This is a genomic window from Clostridium algoriphilum, assembly GCF_020443705.1.
GTDB lineage: Bacteria > Bacillota > Clostridia > Clostridiales > Clostridiaceae > Clostridium_AD > Clostridium_AD algoriphilum.
This window is the reverse complement of record NZ_JAIZZK010000015.1, coordinates 80,030-100,331: the sequence shown is the minus strand read 5'-3', so window position 1 is coordinate 100,331 and position 20,302 is coordinate 80,030. Positions and strand designations below refer to the sequence as shown.

Genomic DNA, 20,302 nt, shown 5'->3' with positions numbered 1-20,302 from the left:
CAAGGTTTTCGTCTCAGGTTGTAATTTTTCTACTCCTACCAATTGTTCCAAGTTAATAGAATCAAGTTCATTTTTGCCATTATTAGTGGTGGTTGCTCTTTCTACACTTTCTAGCATAAAGCTCAAAGATTGTAATACTTGCTGAATCTGTGCCACTTTTTCAGTAGATTTATCATTCCCTACCAATTGTTCTGACGGTTTATCTGTATTTTGTTTTAGTGAGTCAACAGCTAACTCAACAAAATTTATTACCTTGGATCTTAATTTATTGTTATCTAAAGATTTATTCAAATCTACAGAGGGTTTATCTTCCACTATGGGTTTTTCATTAACTACTTTTAATAAGCTAAAATCTCCCTTTACCTCATTAACTTGAGTAGTCAGCTTCTTTAATACATCAAGTATTTTTGGTGGATCAACATTATTACCTTTTGATTTTTCAATTAAATCTACTATTTCATTAAGGTTATTTTTTAGCAAGGTTTTCGTCTCAGGTTGTAATTTTTCTACTCCTACCAATTGTTCCAAGTTAATAGAATCAAGTTCATTTTTGCCATTATTAGTGGTGGTTGCTCTTTCTACACTTTCTAGCATAAAGCTCAAAGATTGTAATACTTGCTGAATCTGTGCCACTTTTTCAGTAGATTTATCATTCCCTACCAATTGTTCTGACGGTTTCTCTGTATTTTGTTTTAGTGAGTCAACAGCTACCTCGACAAAATTTATTACCTTGGATCTTAATTTATTGTTATCTAAAGATTTATTCAAATCTACAGAGGGTTTATCTTCCACTATGGGTTTTTCATTAACTACTTTTAATAAGCTAAAATCTCCCTTTACCTCATTAACTTGAGTAGTCAGCTTCTTTAATACATCAAGTATTTTTGGTGGAACAACATTATTACCTTTTGATTTTTCAATTAAATCTACTATTTCATTAAGGTTGTTTTTTAGCAAGGTTTGCGTCTCAGGTGCTAATTTTTCTACTCCTACCAATTGTTCTAAGCTAATTGAATTAATTCCATTTTTGCCATTATTAGTGGTGGTTGCTCTTTCTACACTTTCAAGCATAAAGCTCAAAGATTGTAATACTTGCTGAATTTGTGCCACTTTTTCAGTAGATTTATCATTCCCTACCAATTGTTCTGACGGTTTATCTGTATTTTGTTTTAGTGAGTCAACATCTAACTCAACAAAATTTATTACCTTGGATCTTAATTTATTGTTATCTAAAGATTTATTCAAATCTACAGAGGGTTTATCTTCCACTATGGGTTTTTCATTAACTACTTTTAATAAGCTAAAATCTCCCTTTACCTCATTAACTTGAGTAGTCAGCTTCTTTAATACATCAAGTATTTTTGGTGGAACAACATTATTACCTTTTGATTTTTCAATTAAATCTACTATTTCATTAAGGTTATTTTTTAGCAAGGTTTTCGTCTCAGGTGCTAATTTTTCTACTCCTACCAATTGTTCTAAGCTAATTGAATTAATTTCATTTTTGCCATTATTAGTGGTGGTTGCTCTTTCTACACTTTCAAGCATAAAGCTCAAAGATTGTAATACTTGCTGAATTTGTGCCACTTTTTCAGTAGATTTATCATTCCCTACCAATTGTTCTGATGTATTTTTTTTATTAACTACTTTTAATAAGCTAAAATATCCCTTTACCTCATTAACTTGAGTAGTTAGTTTCTGTAGTACATCAAGTATTTTTGGTGGATCAACATTATTAGTAACCGTTGTGTCGTCTACACTTTCAATTATAGATTTCAAGGATTGTAATAATTGCTCAATTTGAAACATTTCCTTGGTAGATTTATCTGTGTCTACGAATTCATTTAACGACTTATCAGTTATTTTCTCAGCATTATCGCTCTGATTTTCGTTTATTGATTTGTCAGGATTTTTAGTATTCGTTCCATTTGAATTCTGGTTTTCAGTATAACTTCTATAGATATTTGCACTTATAAAATTCTTTGAATTCAATTGATTGTTGTCTAAAAACTTTTTAAATTCTACTTTTTCATTTGATTGTTTTGTAGTATGATTTTTCTTAATAGTTGGAGAATTAATTGTATTAACATTTACATTCATTTTTTTTCACCTCCTTTACTTATAGTTATTTCTAATAAAAGCAAAAAGTGCAAACTCATCATTAGCTTTTTGTTCTATTAAATTTTGTTCTTTTAGAAATGCAATCTTCTGCTTTTCCCTTAAAATTTCAACAGTCTTTTTTTCAACTTGGCACTTTTTCAATTCTTGTCTTCTTTGCTCTAATATCTTGGCTTTATCTTCAAGTACTATTGTATTCTTATCAATTGCATAATTTAGAGCATTTAAATAATTTTGTTTTATTTTCTGTTGAACTATTGATTCATATGCATCTATATTTTTATGATCCTTATATTTTTCTTTTAATTTATTTAGCTCGTTTTCTACCAGATCTTTTTCTCTTTGCGCTTCTTTGAATAGTATTTTACTTTTTTCTTCATAATCTTTTCTAATATCAAGAAGCTTTTGTAATCTAAACTTGTATACATCGGCCAATCAATAACCCCTCCCAAGAACCTTTAATTGAACATGTTTTTTAGCATATCTAAACTATCATTAAAGTCAGTATTATCCTTCATACCCTGCTTTAAGTAAGCTTCTATACTATCATTGTACTTAATTGCATTATCAATTTTATAATTGCTACCTTTTACGTAGGCACCTATATTTATTAAGTCTTCAGAATCTTTATAAGTTGCCATTAAATCCCTTGCTAAAGATGCAGCTTGTTTATGCTCTACCGTAGTAATTTCTGGCATTAATCTACTAACGCTACTAAGGACATCAATAGCAGGATAATGATTTTTTGCAGCAAGAGATCTAGACAAAACTATGTGCCCATCTAGTATTCCACGAACTGCATCGGCTATTGGTTCATTAAAGTCATCACCATCTACAAGAACCGTATAAAAAGCTGTAATAGATCCCTTATCTGACATCCCACTTCTCTCCATTAATTTAGGTAACATTGCAAACACTGATGGAGTATATCCTTTACTAGCTGGTGGTTCACCAATAGCAAGCCCTATTTCCCTCTGTGCCATAGCGAATCTAGTTACTGAATCCATCATTAAGATTACTTTTTTCCCTTGATCTCTAAAGTATTCCGCAATAGCCGTAGCTGTAAATGCACCCTTTAATCTTACTAGTGCTGGTTTGTCAGAAGTTGCACATACAATAATAGACTTTTTCATTCCATCTTCTCCTAGATCCTTTTCAAGAAAGTCGCGTACCTCACGTCCTCTTTCTCCGATAAGCGCAATAACATTTACATCTGCTTTTGCTCCTCTTGCAAGCATTCCAAGAGTTGTACTCTTCCCTACTCCACTGCCTGCAAAGATACCAACTCTTTGACCTTCACCGCAAGTTAAAAAACCATCTATTGCTCTTATTCCTGTAGGCAAAATTTCTGTTATCCTACGTCTCTTTAAAGGATCTGGTGGAGATGCATTTAGTGAATAAGTTGTATAGCTTGTTATTTCTCCACCATTTAGTGGATTACCCAAACCGTCTAGAACTTTTCCAAACAAATCATCAGAGCATTTAACATTTAATGGGCTTCCTGTTGGTACTACTCTACACCCCGGTGATATGCCTACTAGTTCTCCAAGTGGCATTAAGATTACATCTTTATCACGAAATCCAACAACTTCACAAGGAATTTCTTCGTTTAATTTATTATAAATATTACACACTTCACCAACAAAAGCTGTTATTCCTTGAACTTCAATAGTAAGTCCTATAACATTTTTTACCGCACCTTCTGAATAAGTGTAATTAATATCTGTAATTTTACTCATTAAATACTCAAAATTTAGACCTATCATAATATTTTCGGCCCTTTCTTTATTTATATTTGCTCTTCCTTAAATATTTCCACTATCTTTTCTATCCCATAATCTATACTTACAATACTTTTACCTGTTTCCTTTTCAATAACAGCTATTCCATCATCTAAAAAGTTGTCTTCTATTACAAATATGTCGCCTTGGAACGCAAATTTACTTTTCCATATTTCAATTTGACTCTTTATCATATTAAAATGGGTATTATTGCTTTTTATAATAAAAAATTTTATATCTCTTTCCGCTTTTATAGTATTAAATATCATTTCATTTAGTGCATCTGTTTGTTTTACTTCTTTTTTTAATATGCTTTCAGCTATACTTACAATTAATGCTTTTATATGCTTTTCTTTTTCTACTAAATAATCATTGTACTCAACTTTTGCAGCCACAAGTATGGAGTCAGCCTGTTCTCTCATTTGCTTTGCATCATCCCTTGCCCCACTAAGAGCTTCATTATAAGCAGTTTCATAACCTTCTTTGCTGCCCTTCTCGTATCCTTCTTTAACTGCTTGTGCTTTTGCCTCTTCTGCATCAATGTAAGCTTTTGATATAATTGCTTCGCTTTTTCGCTTTGCTCCATCTAATATATTACATGCAATGGTTTCATAGCTTTCCATATTAGAATTACTAATGCCATAATGCTCATCCATGGATACAACCACAGGAACTTCAATTAGCTGGGTGTCAATCTTCTTATCTCCCTGCTCTATAACTCTTGAATTTTTTATAACATTAAAGGACAATTGCATTCTCACCACCCCTTGAAATTACAATCTCACCAGCCTCATCTAAACGCCTTAAAATACCAACAATTTTTTGTTGTGATTTCTCAACATCCACAAGCCTAACTGGCCCAAGGAACTCCATGTCTTCTTTAAGTGATGCTGCTGCTCTCTTAGATTGATTTTTAAATATAATATTTTGAACTTCTTCTGAACACCCCTTTAATGCAAGTGATAAATCCTTAACATCTATTTCTCTCAAAAATCTTTGTATAGAAACATCATCCAATGTGATAATATCTTCAAATACAAACATAGAATTTTTAATTTTTTCTGCAAGTTCTACATCTTCTCTTTCAAGGCCCTCTGTTATATTCTTTTCTGTTGTTCTATCTACTTGGTTTAGAATACCCACAAGAGAGTCAATTCCACCAACTACAGTGGTATCAGTTCTAATAACAGAGGATAATTTTCCATTTAAAACTTTTTCTATTTCTCTAATAACCATTGGAGAAATATTGCTCATAGTTGCGATTCTAAAAGATACTTCACTTTGCAAATCCAATGGCAAAGCAGCCATTATCTGAGCAGCTTTATCAGCCTGCATATAACACATAATAAGCGCAATTGTTTGTGGATGTTCATTAACAATAACATTTAAAAGTTGATTTGCATCTGCTTTCCTTAAAATGGAGAAAGGTCTATATCGTTGTGTTTCTTCCATAACCTTGTCAAGTATTCCCTTAGCCCTCTGTGCACCAAGTGCTTTTGAGAGCAAATTCTTTGCGTATTCCATTCCACCTTCTAAAAGAAAATCCTTTGCTTTGTTCATTTCCATAAATTCGTCTAAAATTGCTTGTTTTTGGTCAGCCTTAACTGAAGTTATATTAGCAATTTCATATATTATCTTTTGAATATCTCTTTCTGGTAATTTCTTCAATATAGCCGCTGAAGCATCCGGGCCTAAGGTAATAAATAATATAGCTGATTTCTGAATCCCTGTAAGCTTTTCACTTTTAGCCACTATTTATCACCTCTCATCATCTGTTAGCCAGGACTTAATTATATCCGCAACTTGTTCTGGTTTTTCTGCGGCATACTTCTTAACTTCATTTTCTATATGGACTTTTTTAGTTTTAGTTTCAAATTCAATAGGTGGAAATTGTTCTGGCTTTTTTGGAACAATGTTATCTTCAATCATCTTATCAAATCCTTCTGATATTGTTTCTGTCTTCTTACTAGTCCTACGAATTACAACGAACAGTAGAATAAATGCTATTATAGCTAATACTCCATATGCAATGCGAGTATACAGTACTTTCGCTGCAGCTGCTTTGTCGGCATTTGCTATGTCAAGAAGTGCTTGCTGAGCTGCTTTTTTAGCATCAGTATTAAAATACAAACCTTCTACACTTATTGTGTCTCCTCTAGCTCCAGAGTATCCCGTAGCCTGCGCAACTAAATTATTTACGGAAGTTTTAGTTGCTTGATCCAAATTACCATCTAGTACAACTGAAGTAGTTAGTTTTTTAATTGCTCCAGGTGCCTTCGTTATAACATCATCTGTTTTTGAAATATCATAATTTTTTGTACTTTCTTTGTTCACAATAGTTCCATCTTTAGTATTTGTAGGTGAAGTATTTTGCGTAGCTGCATCTACAGGACTAGTGGATAACCCAGTGCTAGCACCTCCGTTCCATGTCTCAATATCGTGTGAACTTACAACTATTCCCTTTGTACCATAAGTAGTAGAGTTCCTTGTAAGTGCATCAAAATCAAGTTCTGAATTAACAGAGACTTTTACGCCATCTTTATATACAGGCTCGAGTACCTTCATTATTTTATCTTCAAAAGCCTTTTCTACTTGTGCTTTTAATGCTTGTTGCTCATCAGTAGAATCAGTTATAGTATCTTTTTCCTTATCATATAATCCCTCAGTTAAAAGTTTGAAGTCATCAGAGACTATACTCACATTTTCTTTCGGAAGATTCTGAACTGCTCCAGTTAACAATGCAACTATTGCCTTTACCTGTTCATCATTCATTTTAGTACCTGATTTAAGTTTTAATACAACGGATGCTGTAGCTGGGTCCATTTCTTTAACAAAAGCGGTACTTTCTGGTAAAACCAAATTAACCTTAGCTCCTTCTACTTCTGGGAAAGACTTAATAGCTCTTTCAATCTCACCAGATAATGCTCTTTGGTACATAATTTTAGTTTCTGTATCAGTGGGCGCCATTTTACTGGTATCAAAAAGTTCAAAACCCTTACTTCCCTCAGTAAGATTAACTTCTGACATAAGTTGCATTCTAAGTGAATCAATTTGTGCTTTAGGTACTAATATATTGTTACCACTTACCTTATAACTAACTTTATCTGTTTTTAATTTTGCAAGCATTGCACCAGAATCCTCTGTTGATAAATTTGAAAACAACACATCATATTTAGTTGTAGATGCTGATACTAAAAAAGATGTAAGAGCTATTATAATTACTCCCGCAAGTATACTATAGGCAATTTTTTTATTTTTACTTAAACTACCCCAGCCTTGCAATAGCTTATTTTTCATCTCAAGAAGCTTATTCATATCTAGCTAGCTCCCTTCCTTATATCTGCATACTATTGAATGAATTATAAGCATCTACAAGTTTATTTCTAATTTGTACTGCCGTTTCTAAAGACAGTTTAGCTTCTGCTGTAGATAACATAACCTTCTGTACGTCTGTTTCATCACCCTTTATAAACTTTTGAGTAATATCATCTGCTTCTATTTGTTTAGTATTAACCTCATCTAATTTTTCTTTTAAAGTATCTAAAAAACTAGTGCTCTTATCGCCCCCTGTTACAGCATTTGTTTTAACTTCATTAGGTATTGTTGCACTGTTGACATTTGTATTAATAATCATAAAACACTCTCCTATTTACCTATTTCTAAAGCTTTAGAAAACATACTTTTCTCAGCAGTCATAGCACTTACATTTGCCTCATATGCTCTTGTAGAAGCAATCATATCCGCCATTTCATTCATAATATTTACATTAGGCATAGTAACATATCCGTCTTTATCTGCATCTGGATGTGTTGGATCATAAACACGCCTTAAAGGTGAAGTATCATTCACAATGCCAACAGCCTTAACACCTTTGAAACTTGTTTTGTATGTACCAGTAGTTTTATCTATTTCTTGTTGTAAATTTTCTTGAAATACAGCTATTTTTCTTATGTACGGTTGTCCATTTTCTCCCCTAGTAGTAGTTGCATTTGCTACATTTGAAGATATTGTATCCATTCTTAGTCTTTCTGCTGTTAATCCACTAGAACTTATTCTCATTCCCATAAATGCATCATTCATTATATACTATCTCCCTCCCCCTATGGTATAACTTGTAAGTGAAATTTTACTATTAACTTGAGTAACCAGAGCATCATACATTAAAGTGTTCGCTGCTTGATTAGTCATTTCAAGATCTATATCTACGTTATTACCATCCTGTCTCGCGCTAGTACTCTCATCTCTGTTCACTGTTATTTCTCCATTGCTATTAGTCGCTTGTATATGTTTACTATCATCAGTTTTCATTGTATCTGCAGCCATGCTGTCATTTAAGGTATCCTCAAATGTAACATAGAGACCTTTATAGTTTTTCGTATTAATATTTGCAATGTTATTTGCACTAACTTTACTTCTTAGTGCAGAAGCTTCCATACTCTTTTTCAATAAGCTGTAAGTATCGTCGCCGGAAGTCCCAGTTACATTCACATTCATCATCTCCCTCAATGTATCAATTAGACATAAAATCAAAATTTTATCGCTCTAACTAATATATTCCATTGTATAGATATTATTATATACTATTTATATATCTTAGTGAATATTTTTTTCATGTTAATTTTTGTTAGCATAATGAATTTTTAAATTAAAGTACCATAATCCACTGTTATAATGACTATTCTTAATGTTATGTTTGTTTACTAGTAAATAGTATGATGTTCATGACTTGTTTACATATTATACATTATTGTTGTATTTTGTCTATCAATTTATTAAATTATTCCATGGTAATACAAAGCAATTAATGTCTCTAGTATATTTTATGATTTAGTCTTAAAAATGTGTCTAACAAAAAGTAGATAAAGAACTCAAAAACTGAGTTCCTTATCTACTTCTAACATTTTCTAGTATTCTTAATGCATCCTGTGGCAATTTGTTTGATTGGGCCATCATTGCATTTCCAGCTTGTATAAGAATATCATCCTTAGAATATTCCATCATTTCCTCAGCCAAATCGGAATCTCTTATTCCACTATCAGCGAATTCTACTTTTTCTGATATTTCCATTGTAGAATTGTAGGTACTTTCAAACCGATTCTCTAAGGCTCCAATTTTGCTTCTCGCACCCGTAATGTCATGAAGAGCACTGTCTACAAGTTTTAGAGAATTATCTATATTATTGATATCTACATTGACTACACCGTCTTCGCTCTTTAGGTTTAACCCTTTTGTAGTTAAATTGAATTTTGGTATATCAATTTTTTCTCCCACATTAGCACCTGTAAGCATTTCTATATTAACACTGCCATCGTTTGCTCCACCCGCTAAAAGCTTAACTCCATTAAACTCAGTATTATTTGCCATATCATCTGCTCCATCTAACATTTGGTTTATTTCCTTTTGAATGACTTCTTTATCAGAATCAGTTGTAGTTCCTCCGGCTTGTACTAATAACTCCCTAACCCTCTGCAAGCTACTTGTAATCTCTCCAGCACCACCATCTGCAGTCTGAAGCATGCTAACCCCATCTTGAGTATTCTGACCCGCCATTTGAAGCCCTCTTATCTGCATTTGAAATCTCTCACTTTGAGCAATTGCATTAGGATTATCTTTTGCACTATTTATTTTAATTCCCGAAGATATTCGCTGTAAGGCCGAACTCTGCTTAGTAATATTTTTACTATACTCCCTATATATATTTAAAGATGCTATATTCTTATTTACTATCATAAAATCAACTCCGTTAAAGTTTTTTTATTACTATCTACTTTGATATGTTTAATTTATTATCTCTCTTAATACTTCGTTTAAAGAGTTAATAACTTTATATAAATTTTTATAAAAGTTTTTTGCCCAACAATATACCCACTATAGCAAATAAGCACCAGCAGCTAATTATATAGCCACTGATGCTCATTCCAATTTTTTCCCATCTTTTGTTCTTCTACTTTCACTATCTATTGCACTTACCTGTGCTGCCAATTTGTCTAGCCTATCATCCAACTTTTTTAGTTCTTGTGGAGTAACTGCTGCTTGCTTACCCTGTTCCGCTATCTCTCTCATTTGTAGTAGCTTTACCTCTTTGACGTTAAGCATCTTCTGTCTGTCCTGCGCCCACTTCATTTCCTGTTGCAACTGTTTATGTAGTTCTTCCTTCTTATCCATCTGCTTATCTGCAATTACATCTAAGTTCCGTCCGATATTCGGATCTATTGAAATATTATGTATTTTTTCTATCATTGTGTTAACATTTTCTTTCACTGTATCCATAGCCGTCTCCCCTGCTACAATATCATCGCGTTTCTGAACCTTTGATTGATTCATTACCATTGATAGTGGTGCTATTTCCATATGATTACCTCCTATCTACTATTTTTCACAGGTCGAAGTTACTCTAGTTGGATGAGCCTGTTTAGCTTGTTATGATATCTGTTTTATTTGCAGTAGGTTTCCTTCTAAATAATGCCCAGCATCTTCTGTATATACGGTACCCACTGCAACTCTTTCTTTAGTTCTCCTTTTCATTCATTTCTATGCCCAAGTATCCAAGTTCTGACCTACATTAGGGTCTACTGAGATATTCTTCATCATATCTGTCATCTGAGTAGCATTTTGTTTCCCTATATCCATAGCCATCTTCATTACTGCTATACCAGCATCTTGTTGTACTCTTGATTGACTCATTACCATTGATAGTGCTGCTATATCCATATAATCACCTCCAATTTAATAACAATAATTTTGTATTTCTTTCATACATGGTATTACCATTGTATCTATAACAAACATTATTTTGTTAGTATCTCTTTGTTCGTAAGCTGAAACAAGCAATTCTAAATACTCATTTATTTTATCTTTATGCTCTTTCATTCCCTGTGAGTTTGCATTCATTTTATTCCCAAGCCCACTTACTACAGCATTAATCCCTGTAATCATTTCAGCGAAGATTTCAATGCTTTTGTTAAATTCCCCAACTTTAAGTTTACTATTTACATAATTAAACCCCTCTATCACAGTATCAATTAAATCTTTATACTTCATTAATTCCACTAGATTTTTCGTATCGCTTTCTTCCATGAAAATATCCCTCCCGATAATATATCAGATTAGAGAAAAGAGCCAGAGTTTTCACCCTGACTCCTTAATTTTAATTTATAAGTTCTTCAATTATCGTAATAATGCAAGAACTTGTTGTGGTTGTTGGTTAGCTTGAGCAAGCATAGCTTGAGCAGCTTGATTAAGAATGTTGTTTTTTGAGAATGTAGACATTTCTCTAGCCATGTCTACGTCTCTAATTCTTGCCTCAGCTGAAGTTAAGTTTTCGCTCGAAGTTCCTAAATTAGCTATTGTGTGCTCTAATCTGTTTTGGAATGCACCTAGTTTACTTCTTTCTGATGAAACTTTTTCAATTGCATTATTTAAAGTTTTTACTGCATTTGTTGCATTTGTAGCAGTTGATACATCAAGAGCAGCTTCTCTTGTTGTTGAATCTGTACCATTTGTTACAGAATTTGAAGCAGTATATTTTGCTCCAGTAGCTGCATCTGTTCCACCAGCTGTAGAAGTAACAGTTATTGCTGCTGCTCTCATATCATTAACATCAATCTTGAATTGTTGTCCTTGATTTGCTCCTACTTGTAATGTTGCTTCAAAACTCTTTTGAACTCCACCATCAGTTACACGAATACTGTTTCCTGCTGTGCCACCAACAGTTGCTGTTGCTGTAAGCTTATCTGCTGTTCCTTCTGAGAATACTACATCACTTACCTCAGGGCCTGCTTGAGCAACTACAGCATCTATCATGCCTTGGCCACTTGTAACTCCACTGATATTAACACCTATTGCAGTTCCTGTGTATGCTCCTTTATCAGCATTGTAGAATTCTATCTGTTTGTCTCCAACTGTAAATCCTTTACCAGCAAAAGCCAATGCTGTTGCTGAAGTTGTAACTCCGCTGAAATCAACTACGTCAGCTACCGCTGCTTTTACTGCTGTAGTTACTCCTACTGAAGCGGCTCCAGTTGCTCCACCAGCAATAGTACCAGCTGATACAGCAATGTTACCATCAGCTCCTTTAGCCAATCCAGTAGCAGTGGCAGCTACTGTTATTGCACCTGCAAGTGAACTAGAGGTGAAGTTTCCTTTTAATGAATCATTTTTAGCTATTACTTCTTTTAAAGCGGCTGTTATTGCTGCTGCTGCTGTAGTAGCTGAATCCCCAACAGGAGCAGTTGCTGAAGCATTATTTAGATATATTGTAGCACTAGTGCCTGTAACATTAGAAGATTTACCATCTAATGTATTTTCGTCAGCAAGTACACCTGGGTTAGTTGCAAAAGTAAGAGTTATCTTTTGACCATTTAACGTGAATTCTTGTGTACTTCCATTTATTGCAGCAGCAGTAAGTGTTGCTGTCTGAGTTGCTTGCGTAGTATTTACAGCTCCACCAGTTAAGCTAGCATTTGTAGTCTTTGCAGTCTCAGCTAAATTAACTTTACCATCCCCTGCCAATACTTTTTGAGTATTGAACTCTGTAGTATTACCAATTCTGTTTATTTCTGATGATAACTGGTTCATTTCCTTTTGGATTTCGGTACGGTCAACACCAACGTTAGTATCACTACCTGACTGAACTGCAAGCTCTCTCATTCTTTGAAGTATGCTATGAGTTTCGCTTAAAGCACCCTCTGCTGTTTGAACCATTGAAATACCATCTTGAGCATTAGCCCCAGCTTGGTCTAAACCTCTGATTTGCCCTCTCATTTTTTCTGATATAGCAAGACCTGCCGCATCGTCTCCTGCCTTGTTAATTCTTAAACCTGAAGAAAGTTTTTCCATTGATTTGTTAGCATTGGCTGCATTAATACCCATGTTTCTGTTAGCGTTCATTGCACCTAAATTGTGATTAATTATCATTATATATTCCTCCTTGAATTTTTAGTAGGACATCCTTGTCCTCTATTTGATATTTATAGTTAAGCTCGTTGCGAGCCATACTAACTAAATTGTTGAACTGTTACTTTTCAGCTTGTCATTGTTGCTTCTTTGCAGAATTTCATCATCCTGTGATATCAAGGCTTTCATTGCCTTTTCAACACCAAGTTGACTTGCGACAGTTGGGCAACCTTCTAACCTCAATTATTTAATTTCAAAGTTTATTCGTTTTTATTTTTGTTTCTAATATATATATCGCTACAATAAATAATAACTTTATACCTTTTTTGAAATATATTTTAGATGAATGGTTTCTTTATTAAATTTCTTTGCTTAAAAATATCGCTTTAGCAGATATATTATTATAACCCGCCATTCCTACTTGTCTTTTTTCGTTTTCTTTCATTTTTTTTAATAGATTTTCTTTTTTACCTCTCATTTGAGCAGCTAATTTTTTTTCAAAATTTTCTATTTCATATTGTAAATAAATTTTTTTAAATTCTTCTTTAGAAGAATTAATTTTATTCATATCATCTAAAATTAATTGCCTTTGTTGAAAAATATCATCTAGCTTTTCGTATTCCTCTGCTTTAACTATTTCAATAATAATCAAAGTGATATCTTTGTATTTAATGAAATCTTCTTCTAAATTCAATTTATCACCCACTCTATTTTAATTTAAAAATTGACAATAATTATTATAAATTATTAATTACTTCTATGAGCTTGTTCCTAACATAGATGTGAGTGCACTCTGTTGTGAATTCAAAGTACTCATAGCCTTTTCTAGTGCAGTGAATTTAGCATAATACCTAGTTTGCGCATTTGCAAGTTGAGTCTGAAATTTAGTAACACTTAGAGTTTTACTATATACTTGGTCAGGTAGTGTATTTTTACCTGCTGAACCAGAACTACTGAAATCATATTGTTTATTTATGAATATATTCATATATCCACTTAAGGTATAAGTACCATCTTTACCTAGTCCAGGTGATGCAACATAATCTCTCATTATGTTGTCCATTCTTTTAAATATTCCATCTTCGTTATATTGTTTTGAGCCTATATAAGCTTTATTTGTGTCTAAATCACTACTAGAAGTTCCAATAAATAACTTTTTAAAGTCATCCATGTTATTTTCAATTGCATTCTTTAATTTCACTTCATCTTTAATCACAAGCTTACCACCATCTGTAACATCTTCTGATGTTTCTATACCTATAGATCCAGTACCGAAACTACCAAAACTTAAGGATACTTTTCCAGTGCCAGTACTTGTACTATCATAACTACTATATACAGGTGAATAAAGTGTTCCTCTTAGTTGCGTCAATAAACTACTTAAATAATCATCTTTTCTAAGAATTCCGACCTTTGCTTTAGTTTCCCATGTAGTAATTTGAGTCTCACTCATACTGGTTCTTTGTTCATCAGTTAATGGAGCATAATCCTTATCTTTTTTTTCTGTTAATTTTGTATTAATTGTTGATATTATGGTATTATAATCCTCGACGAATTTTTTCATATTAGTAACAACCGTATCCGAATTACTACTAACAGTTAAATTAGCAATACCTGTGCTAACAAGATTATAATCAACTCCATTAGTTGTAAATTTATTTGAGCTTTGAGTTGTGGTTGTAGCTAGAGATTGTCCTGGAGCAGTAATAGCTACTATTGCATCTTTACCTGTATTAGTAGTCGTTAATATATTAAATTTACTTATTACGTTATTACTTGCACTTACATCGGTTATCTTAATACTTGAAATAGATCCGTATTTTTTTGATTGAAATGAGATTTTACCTGTAGTATCATCTACATTCATTGCTATTTCACCACCAGTTACACTATTAACTTGATCCATTAAATCCTGAACTGTGGATGAAGCATCAACTGTCAATTTAACATCCGAAGAAGTAGTACCATTAATCAGTTTAAAATCAATAGGTCCATTCGCAAATCCTAAACTATTTAATAAGGAACTTGAAGATATTCCACTATTAATGGTTAAATCACTAGCAAAGCTCGTGATATCAGAAATAGTAGTTGCACCTGTAGAACTCAATACAATGTCATCTGCTGTAGACGTGGCTTTTGTAAACTTAATATAATTAGTAGTAGTTCCATCATTTATATAAGAGGCTGAAATTTTACCATTTAAGCTGCTAGAATTAGCAATTTGTTTATTTATGTCAACTACTAAATCAGACATTGAACTAGAAGTTTCACTTAAAATTATACTTCCATTTATTACTCCAAAATCTAATTTTTCACCAATCTTCCACTTTGATAAATCCGTTACCGTTACAAGTGAATTGTTAGAATCTCCTTCAATCTTCGCCTGCTCTGCCAGCTTACTTACATTCACCTTATAAGTTCCAGACTTAGCTGTTGATCCTGATGTTGCTGAAACTATAGAAGAATTATCACTTGCAGCCGTATTAATGTTAAAAGATTTACCAGATAACATATATTTAGTTGAAAGTGGATCAAAATAATCCTGTAGTCCTTTTATGCCTTTAATAATCTCTCTATACCCTTCCTGCTGCCATTGTAATGTCTGCTTGGCTCCATTTGCTTTATCTATCTTCGCTTGATAGTTTGAAACCATAGACTTAACTACTGCATCTGTATCAATACCAGATGCCATACCCGATATTCTTAATAACTTAGCACTTGAAGCAGCGCTACTTGTGCTAGTACTACTCGGATAAATACTTGTCATTTATAATCACCACCTAGTTTATTTTCCACCTTTGGATTTCTTATAAGCTTCGTTCCAAGTGTCTCTAACCTCTTCAATCAGCGGGATTACCTCTTTCATAATTTCTTCGCTCTTCTTAATGTTAGCATCTGTAAGCCTGCGTGTTATAAACTCATAAACCTTCATTAAACTTTGTGCCCATTCGCCGCCCTTTGCCACATCCAAAGTTGCCATTAACTCATAAAATATATTTTGAGCCTTTACAATGTTTTCATGAGCCTTTTTAACATCTTTGTCTATTATGGCCTGTCTACCTATTTTTGAAAATTTTGCAGCTCCTTCTACTAACATCAAAAGTAATTGATCCTTCGATGCGAAATTTACGCTATTACTTTTATAAGTGTTAAATGCATTTCCATAAGCGTTCATTGCCATATTTCCCCACCTCTACTTTTTAATATCTATAAAATCGCCAATTTTTTTTTGCTCTTTTTCTAAAGTCTCTTTAAAAACCTCTACCTCATATTGAACATTTTTAAATGCTCCCACAGTTATTTTATGCTTTTTCTTATATTTTTTAATCCTTCCCTTAAATTCTTCGTAAGTCTTCGAATTATCTTTAGCATCTCTGTCTTTGTTTACTGTTATTGAATCTTTTCTATGAACTACACCCGATTTTGTTGTATCCTTAACTCTCTGTCGTATTTCAACATCAATTTTGTTTAATTTAAATTCCATAATTATCCTCCCCTCTTTATCCTAGTGGGTTACGGCTTTTAATAATAAAGGTTAATCCTTTTTTCAAAAGGTTAAGCCTTTTTATTCACTAAAATACCAGCCATTTTGCACATTTTAGCTACCATATCTAATATTTTTTTTGAGGGAATTTCTTCTATTACCTCATTTGTATTGTTATCAACGACCCTTATAATCATTTGGTTAAGAACATCATGTTTTTCATATAGAAGGTGGGTACCTTCCCCCTCTAAGATTTTATTTATTTTACTTACTGCATTTTTAATTTCTATCTCACTATTTTCTTTTTCGTCTACTGGATTATTGCTTTCAGTAGGCTTTGAAACCTTGTCATTTTCAGAAACTTTATAAGATTTAACTAAATCTGTGGTTTTATTATTATAATTACCACCAATCTCCATGATTTCCCTCCAATTTATTTCTTTAATTTTTCTAAAGCCGATGCATCAAAAACCATAGCTCTTTGGTTTTCATCTGTGACTTCCTTGTAGAGTTCTTTCCTTAAAATACTGATTTCCCTTGGTGCATTTATAGCAATTTTTACAGATCCATTTTCAACCTTAATTATAGTTATTTCTACATCATCACCTATTAATAGGGATTCACCTTTTTTTCTACCTATTACTAACATTTAGACCTCCCCCTTGCTTCTTTCTGGAATAAATAACACTTATTAATTGTTACTATCCTTAATCATCTTCTTCGAAGCTGCAATATTAACGACTTCAGAAGGAGGTTTACACACCCACTAAAGTTTTCTCCTTATTATAATATGTGCCCACTACTTATATTGGTGGAGGACTTTCCTTCTGAAATGTCGTTAAATAGAGGTTCTTTTATTTTGTATTTATCATTATCTAATATTAATTGTTGACCCAATTTTTCTTTTATATTAATAATGATTGGAGCTTTTAAATTAGTAGTCATATTCTCAATACTTGAACTTAAAGTTACTGTGGTTAATACTAACACTTCTTCCGGCTTATCTATCTCAAGTTCTAACACAAAAGCGTCCGGTATTTTAAATTCATAATCTCGATTTACGGTATATGGAGATACCATAACTAAACCAACTTCAATATTTTCGATTGAGTATAATATACTAAAAACTTCATTACTTTCTAGTGGGAAGATTATAAATTTTTTTAATTCCGTAAATCCCGGTAGGCCTTTTTTAAACACTATAACATCATCATCACTATATTCTCTAACTCCATGGTACTTAGTGACTAGCTCCATATTACAAATCAACTCCTTTAGTAATAATCATTTTCTTTATAATCATTTGACTTTTAACTCTAATTTCTATTATAAATAATCAAGTAACGTAGGCTGAAGTACTTTAGCACTAGTTTGTAGCGATGCAGTATATACAGTTTGCATAGTAGCATACTCCATTGCTTTTTCTGTAATATCTATGTCCTGTGTTGTGGACAGTATTTCTGTCATATTATAATTTTGATCTTCATTTCTTGCTTGAGCGCTTTCCATTCTATTTTGCTTAGCTCCAACCTCTGAACGTAAACTTAATACATTAGTCATAGCATCTTTAATACCTGTTAAATCCGTAGTTGTCAAAGCAGTTGTATCACCAGAATCAAGATGACTAGTAATATTGGAAAGTAGTTTCATAAGATTATTATCACCCGTTCCATAATTTATAACTTGCGATGCTGTAATGTTATAATCCATAGTTACACCTTGGGATACTTCTACTAATAACTTGTTAGATCCTTGACTCGACGCCATAGTCAATTCAGTATTTTTACCTACAATCTTTGTATCCGCAGGTTTACTTGTTCCACTTGTTCCTCCAAATATATATTTACCATCAAAACTTGTGTTAAGTATTTGAGAAAGTTCACCAACCTTTTGATTTATTACATCTTTAATAGATGTCAATTCATCACTAGTATACCCACCATTTCCAGCACTTTGTAGAAGATCTTGAATTTTAGAAACCGCATCTCCTACCTGCCCTAATGATGTATCTGTTACATCAAGCCAATTAGTTGTGTTCTTGATATTAGTGTTATATTGTTTATTTGCACCTATATCAGAATTTATTTGCATTATTTTAGAAGCTTTCGCAGGGTCATCCGAAGGTTTTCTTACTTGTTTACCAGAAGTGATTTGACCTTGGATAGTGTTTAAATTACTTAGGTTTGTTCTCATATCATTTAAAAAATTATTTGAAAGCATTTTATTTGTTATTCTCATATTCTCACCCCTTTATTAACACATAAAAATTGTATTTATTTTTTTAATCCATTAATAATTAAATCTAAGAGTTCATCAACAGTTGAAATAATCTTAGCATTAGCTTGATAAGCATGTTGATATTGAATCATATTAGCCATTTCCTCGTCTAATGATACACCTGAAATGGAGCTTCTTGACTCTTCTAAACTTGCCAGTAGTGATTCATTGTTCGTTACATTTCTTGTTGCCGTTTGTGTCTTAACAGCTAAATCATTTACTGTATTTGTAAAATAACCTCCAATAGTCATTCCATTTGAAGATGAACTAATTGTACTAACTCCTAAAGTTGCATCAACATTGAATTTCCCGGATAAAAATTCGGCCCTCGTAGTTGTGGGTTTTATACTTTGAATATCTAATTTCACATCCCTAAGATCAGCAATAGCCAATGCTCTATTTCCATCAGTTGATCCTGTAGTATCATTTACTCCAACCTTTATTTTCATAACATCATTAATTATATCTTGATTAACTGTAATGTTTCCTGCCGTTATATCTTGCTCTTTAGTCTTATCCTCACCGTTAACAAAAAATTCAAGTGTATCATTACTTGCGTCACTTTCACCACTTTCTACCGCATTGACTGAAAATGCAATACCCTTTGCTAAACTATTTAGCTGATCTATATACACATCTATATCCGCTTGTACAGACATATATCCATTTAGTTCTCCCGTTTTTGGAATAAATAGTGCCAAATCATTAAATGCATCACCAGCTACAATTAAACTACCGTCTGTTTTAATAGCATTACCGTCGCTATCTGCCCAAAGAACTCTGCTTTGATCTAAACTTGTGTATTGAGCACTTGTTAAATCCATAGTAATAGTTACTTTATTTGCATCCGTTGACGTATCTCCATTTTTATAGTAAGTTACATCATAACTTCCAGCATCACCTGGTTTTTGAACAGTTGATGCTGGTGGTACAGCTTTGGGAACTATACTATTAACATAAGAAAATCTGCTTACTTTATCATTAGGATCAGATTTTACAAGATATGCATTCGTCATGTCTCCAATATCAGTCGGTTTAAGGTCCTCTCCTGATAAGGATTTTTTATCAATTGTAATACCAAATTTTACACTTAGCTGATCTATTAGTAAATCCCTTTTATCCATTAAATCATTAGGTTCATTTCCACCGACTTTTACGCCTATAACCTGTTTATTTAATTCATTTATTTGATTAAGCATATTATTTACATCCACTACATCCTGCTTAATTACATCTTGACTGTTCCCTTTTAATTTTACTAACTGATTATAGGTACTATTTAACTGATCAGTTAATGCTTTGGATTGCTGTGCTACTACGTTTCTTGTACTTGCAACTTCAGGACTTCCTGAAAGTGCTTGCCAAGAGTTAAAGACATTATCAACTAATGTTGATATTCCCGTACCGCTCAGTTCATTAAAAACACCCTCAATTTCTGTTAGAAATTTTTCACGCCCCTCGGATGACCCCTTAGTTCCATTTTGCGTTCTTACCTGGTAATCTAAATAACTATCTCTGATTCTTGTTATAGAAGAAACCTGAACACCAGTACCTAATTGTCCTGATCCCATAGCATTGTTCATAGATGGCATATCAAATGGTCTTGTAGTCTCTAAATTAGCCTTTTGCCTTGAATATCCATCTGTATTAGCATTAGCTATATTGTGACTAGTTACATCAAGAGCCTTTTGTTGAGCACTCATACCTCTTGTAGCTATATTAAAAGTTGAAAATAATCCCGACATTT

At 32.8% G+C, this 20,302-nt stretch carries 24 protein-coding genes; all 24 read right to left on the bottom strand.

All coding sequences use genetic code 11. The features are described from left to right. Positions 1–2,100 (bottom strand): hypothetical protein (locus LGK95_RS12330; protein ID WP_226125091.1); only part of this gene is annotated, 2,100 nt, incomplete at its 3' end. 15 nt (positions 2,101–2,115) lie between these two features. After that, positions 2,116–2,553 (bottom strand): flagellar export protein FliJ, encoded by a 438-nt coding sequence (fliJ, locus tag LGK95_RS12325; protein WP_226125090.1) that lies wholly within the window; start codon positions 2,551–2,553, stop codon positions 2,116–2,118. Between the two features lie 23 nt (positions 2,554–2,576). Beyond that, positions 2,577–3,884, bottom strand: coding sequence for a flagellar protein export ATPase FliI (gene fliI / locus LGK95_RS12320; RefSeq protein ID WP_226125089.1), 1,308 nt, complete (start codon positions 3,882–3,884; stop codon positions 2,577–2,579). Between the two features lie 23 nt (positions 3,885–3,907). Continuing rightward, positions 3,908–4,654 (bottom strand): FliH/SctL family protein, encoded by a 747-nt coding sequence (locus LGK95_RS12315; RefSeq protein WP_226125088.1) that lies wholly within the window; start codon positions 4,652–4,654, stop codon positions 3,908–3,910. Continuing rightward, positions 4,638–5,651, bottom strand: a complete 1,014-nt coding sequence (gene fliG, locus LGK95_RS12310; protein ID WP_226125087.1) for a flagellar motor switch protein FliG — start codon at positions 5,649–5,651, stop codon at positions 4,638–4,640. Before fliG ends, LGK95_RS12315 begins: the two co-directional genes overlap by 17 nt. A 6-nt stretch (positions 5,652–5,657) precedes the next feature. Beyond that, positions 5,658–7,214, bottom strand: a complete 1,557-nt coding sequence (fliF, locus tag LGK95_RS12305; RefSeq protein ID WP_226125086.1) for a flagellar basal-body MS-ring/collar protein FliF — start codon at positions 7,212–7,214, stop codon at positions 5,658–5,660. Between the two features lie 19 nt (positions 7,215–7,233). Then, the gene (fliE, locus tag LGK95_RS12300) at positions 7,234–7,533 is read right to left on the bottom strand and encodes a flagellar hook-basal body complex protein FliE (RefSeq protein WP_264174543.1); all 300 of its coding nucleotides are present in this window, start codon (positions 7,531–7,533) and stop codon (positions 7,234–7,236) included. An 11-nt stretch (positions 7,534–7,544) separates the two neighbouring features. Continuing rightward, the gene (gene flgC / locus LGK95_RS12295) at positions 7,545–7,979 is read right to left on the bottom strand and encodes a flagellar basal body rod protein FlgC (RefSeq protein ID WP_226125085.1); all 435 of its coding nucleotides are present in this window, start codon (positions 7,977–7,979) and stop codon (positions 7,545–7,547) included. Between the two features lie 6 nt (positions 7,980–7,985). Further along, positions 7,986–8,393, bottom strand: coding sequence for a flagellar basal body rod protein FlgB (flgB, locus tag LGK95_RS12290; protein WP_226125084.1), 408 nt, complete (start codon positions 8,391–8,393; stop codon positions 7,986–7,988). A 390-nt stretch (positions 8,394–8,783) separates the two neighbouring features. Further along, a complete protein-coding gene (locus LGK95_RS12285) occupies positions 8,784–9,629 on the bottom strand; it encodes a flagellin N-terminal helical domain-containing protein (RefSeq protein ID WP_226125083.1) in 846 nt (281 codons plus the stop codon). A gap of 183 nt (positions 9,630–9,812) precedes the next feature. Then, positions 9,813–10,250 (bottom strand): YjfB family protein, encoded by a 438-nt coding sequence (locus LGK95_RS12280; protein WP_226125082.1) that lies wholly within the window; start codon positions 10,248–10,250, stop codon positions 9,813–9,815. 180 nt (positions 10,251–10,430) lie between these two features. Beyond that, positions 10,431–10,610, bottom strand: coding sequence for a YjfB family protein (locus LGK95_RS12275; RefSeq protein ID WP_226125081.1), 180 nt, complete (start codon positions 10,608–10,610; stop codon positions 10,431–10,433). A gap of 15 nt (positions 10,611–10,625) precedes the next feature. Continuing rightward, positions 10,626–10,976 carry a hypothetical protein gene (locus LGK95_RS12270; protein ID WP_226125080.1) on the bottom strand — a complete coding sequence of 117 codons (351 nt, stop codon included), beginning with the start codon at positions 10,974–10,976 and terminating at the stop codon, positions 10,626–10,628. A 90-nt stretch (positions 10,977–11,066) separates the two neighbouring features. Further along, positions 11,067–12,815 carry a flagellin N-terminal helical domain-containing protein gene (locus tag LGK95_RS12265; RefSeq protein WP_226125079.1) on the bottom strand — a complete coding sequence of 583 codons (1,749 nt, stop codon included), beginning with the start codon at positions 12,813–12,815 and terminating at the stop codon, positions 11,067–11,069. 84 nt (positions 12,816–12,899) lie between these two features. Continuing rightward, the gene (locus LGK95_RS12260) at positions 12,900–13,037 is read right to left on the bottom strand and encodes a hypothetical protein (RefSeq protein WP_226125078.1); all 138 of its coding nucleotides are present in this window, start codon (positions 13,035–13,037) and stop codon (positions 12,900–12,902) included. Between the two features lie 115 nt (positions 13,038–13,152). Continuing rightward, the gene (locus LGK95_RS12255; protein ID WP_226125077.1) at positions 13,153–13,488 is read right to left on the bottom strand and encodes a hypothetical protein; all 336 of its coding nucleotides are present in this window, start codon (positions 13,486–13,488) and stop codon (positions 13,153–13,155) included. A 63-nt stretch (positions 13,489–13,551) separates the two neighbouring features. After that, on the bottom strand, positions 13,552–15,561 hold the full coding sequence (gene fliD, locus LGK95_RS12250) for a flagellar filament capping protein FliD (RefSeq protein WP_226125076.1): 2,010 nt from the start codon (positions 15,559–15,561) through the stop codon (positions 13,552–13,554). A gap of 18 nt (positions 15,562–15,579) precedes the next feature. After that, positions 15,580–15,975, bottom strand: coding sequence for a flagellar export chaperone FliS (gene fliS, locus LGK95_RS12245; RefSeq protein WP_404814433.1), 396 nt, complete (start codon positions 15,973–15,975; stop codon positions 15,580–15,582). A gap of 12 nt (positions 15,976–15,987) precedes the next feature. Next, positions 15,988–16,278, bottom strand: coding sequence for a hypothetical protein (locus tag LGK95_RS12240; RefSeq protein ID WP_226125075.1), 291 nt, complete (start codon positions 16,276–16,278; stop codon positions 15,988–15,990). 71 nt (positions 16,279–16,349) lie between these two features. Next, positions 16,350–16,697 carry a flagellar protein FlaG gene (locus LGK95_RS12235; protein WP_226125074.1) on the bottom strand — a complete coding sequence of 116 codons (348 nt, stop codon included), beginning with the start codon at positions 16,695–16,697 and terminating at the stop codon, positions 16,350–16,352. Between the two features lie 14 nt (positions 16,698–16,711). Then, positions 16,712–16,927: a carbon storage regulator CsrA gene (gene csrA / locus LGK95_RS12230; RefSeq protein ID WP_226125073.1), complete on the bottom strand. Its 216-nt coding sequence runs from the start codon at positions 16,925–16,927 to the stop codon at positions 16,712–16,714. Between the two features lie 134 nt (positions 16,928–17,061). Next, positions 17,062–17,535, bottom strand: a complete 474-nt coding sequence (gene fliW / locus LGK95_RS12225) for a flagellar assembly protein FliW (protein ID WP_226125072.1) — start codon at positions 17,533–17,535, stop codon at positions 17,062–17,064. 69 nt (positions 17,536–17,604) lie between these two features. After that, positions 17,605–18,516: a flagellar hook-associated protein FlgL gene (gene flgL / locus LGK95_RS12220; RefSeq protein WP_226125071.1), complete on the bottom strand. Its 912-nt coding sequence runs from the start codon at positions 18,514–18,516 to the stop codon at positions 17,605–17,607. 35 nt (positions 18,517–18,551) lie between these two features. Continuing rightward, positions 18,552–20,300, bottom strand: coding sequence for a flagellar hook-associated protein FlgK (flgK, locus tag LGK95_RS12215; protein ID WP_226125070.1), 1,749 nt, complete (start codon positions 20,298–20,300; stop codon positions 18,552–18,554). Positions 20,301–20,302 lie beyond the last annotated feature (2 nt).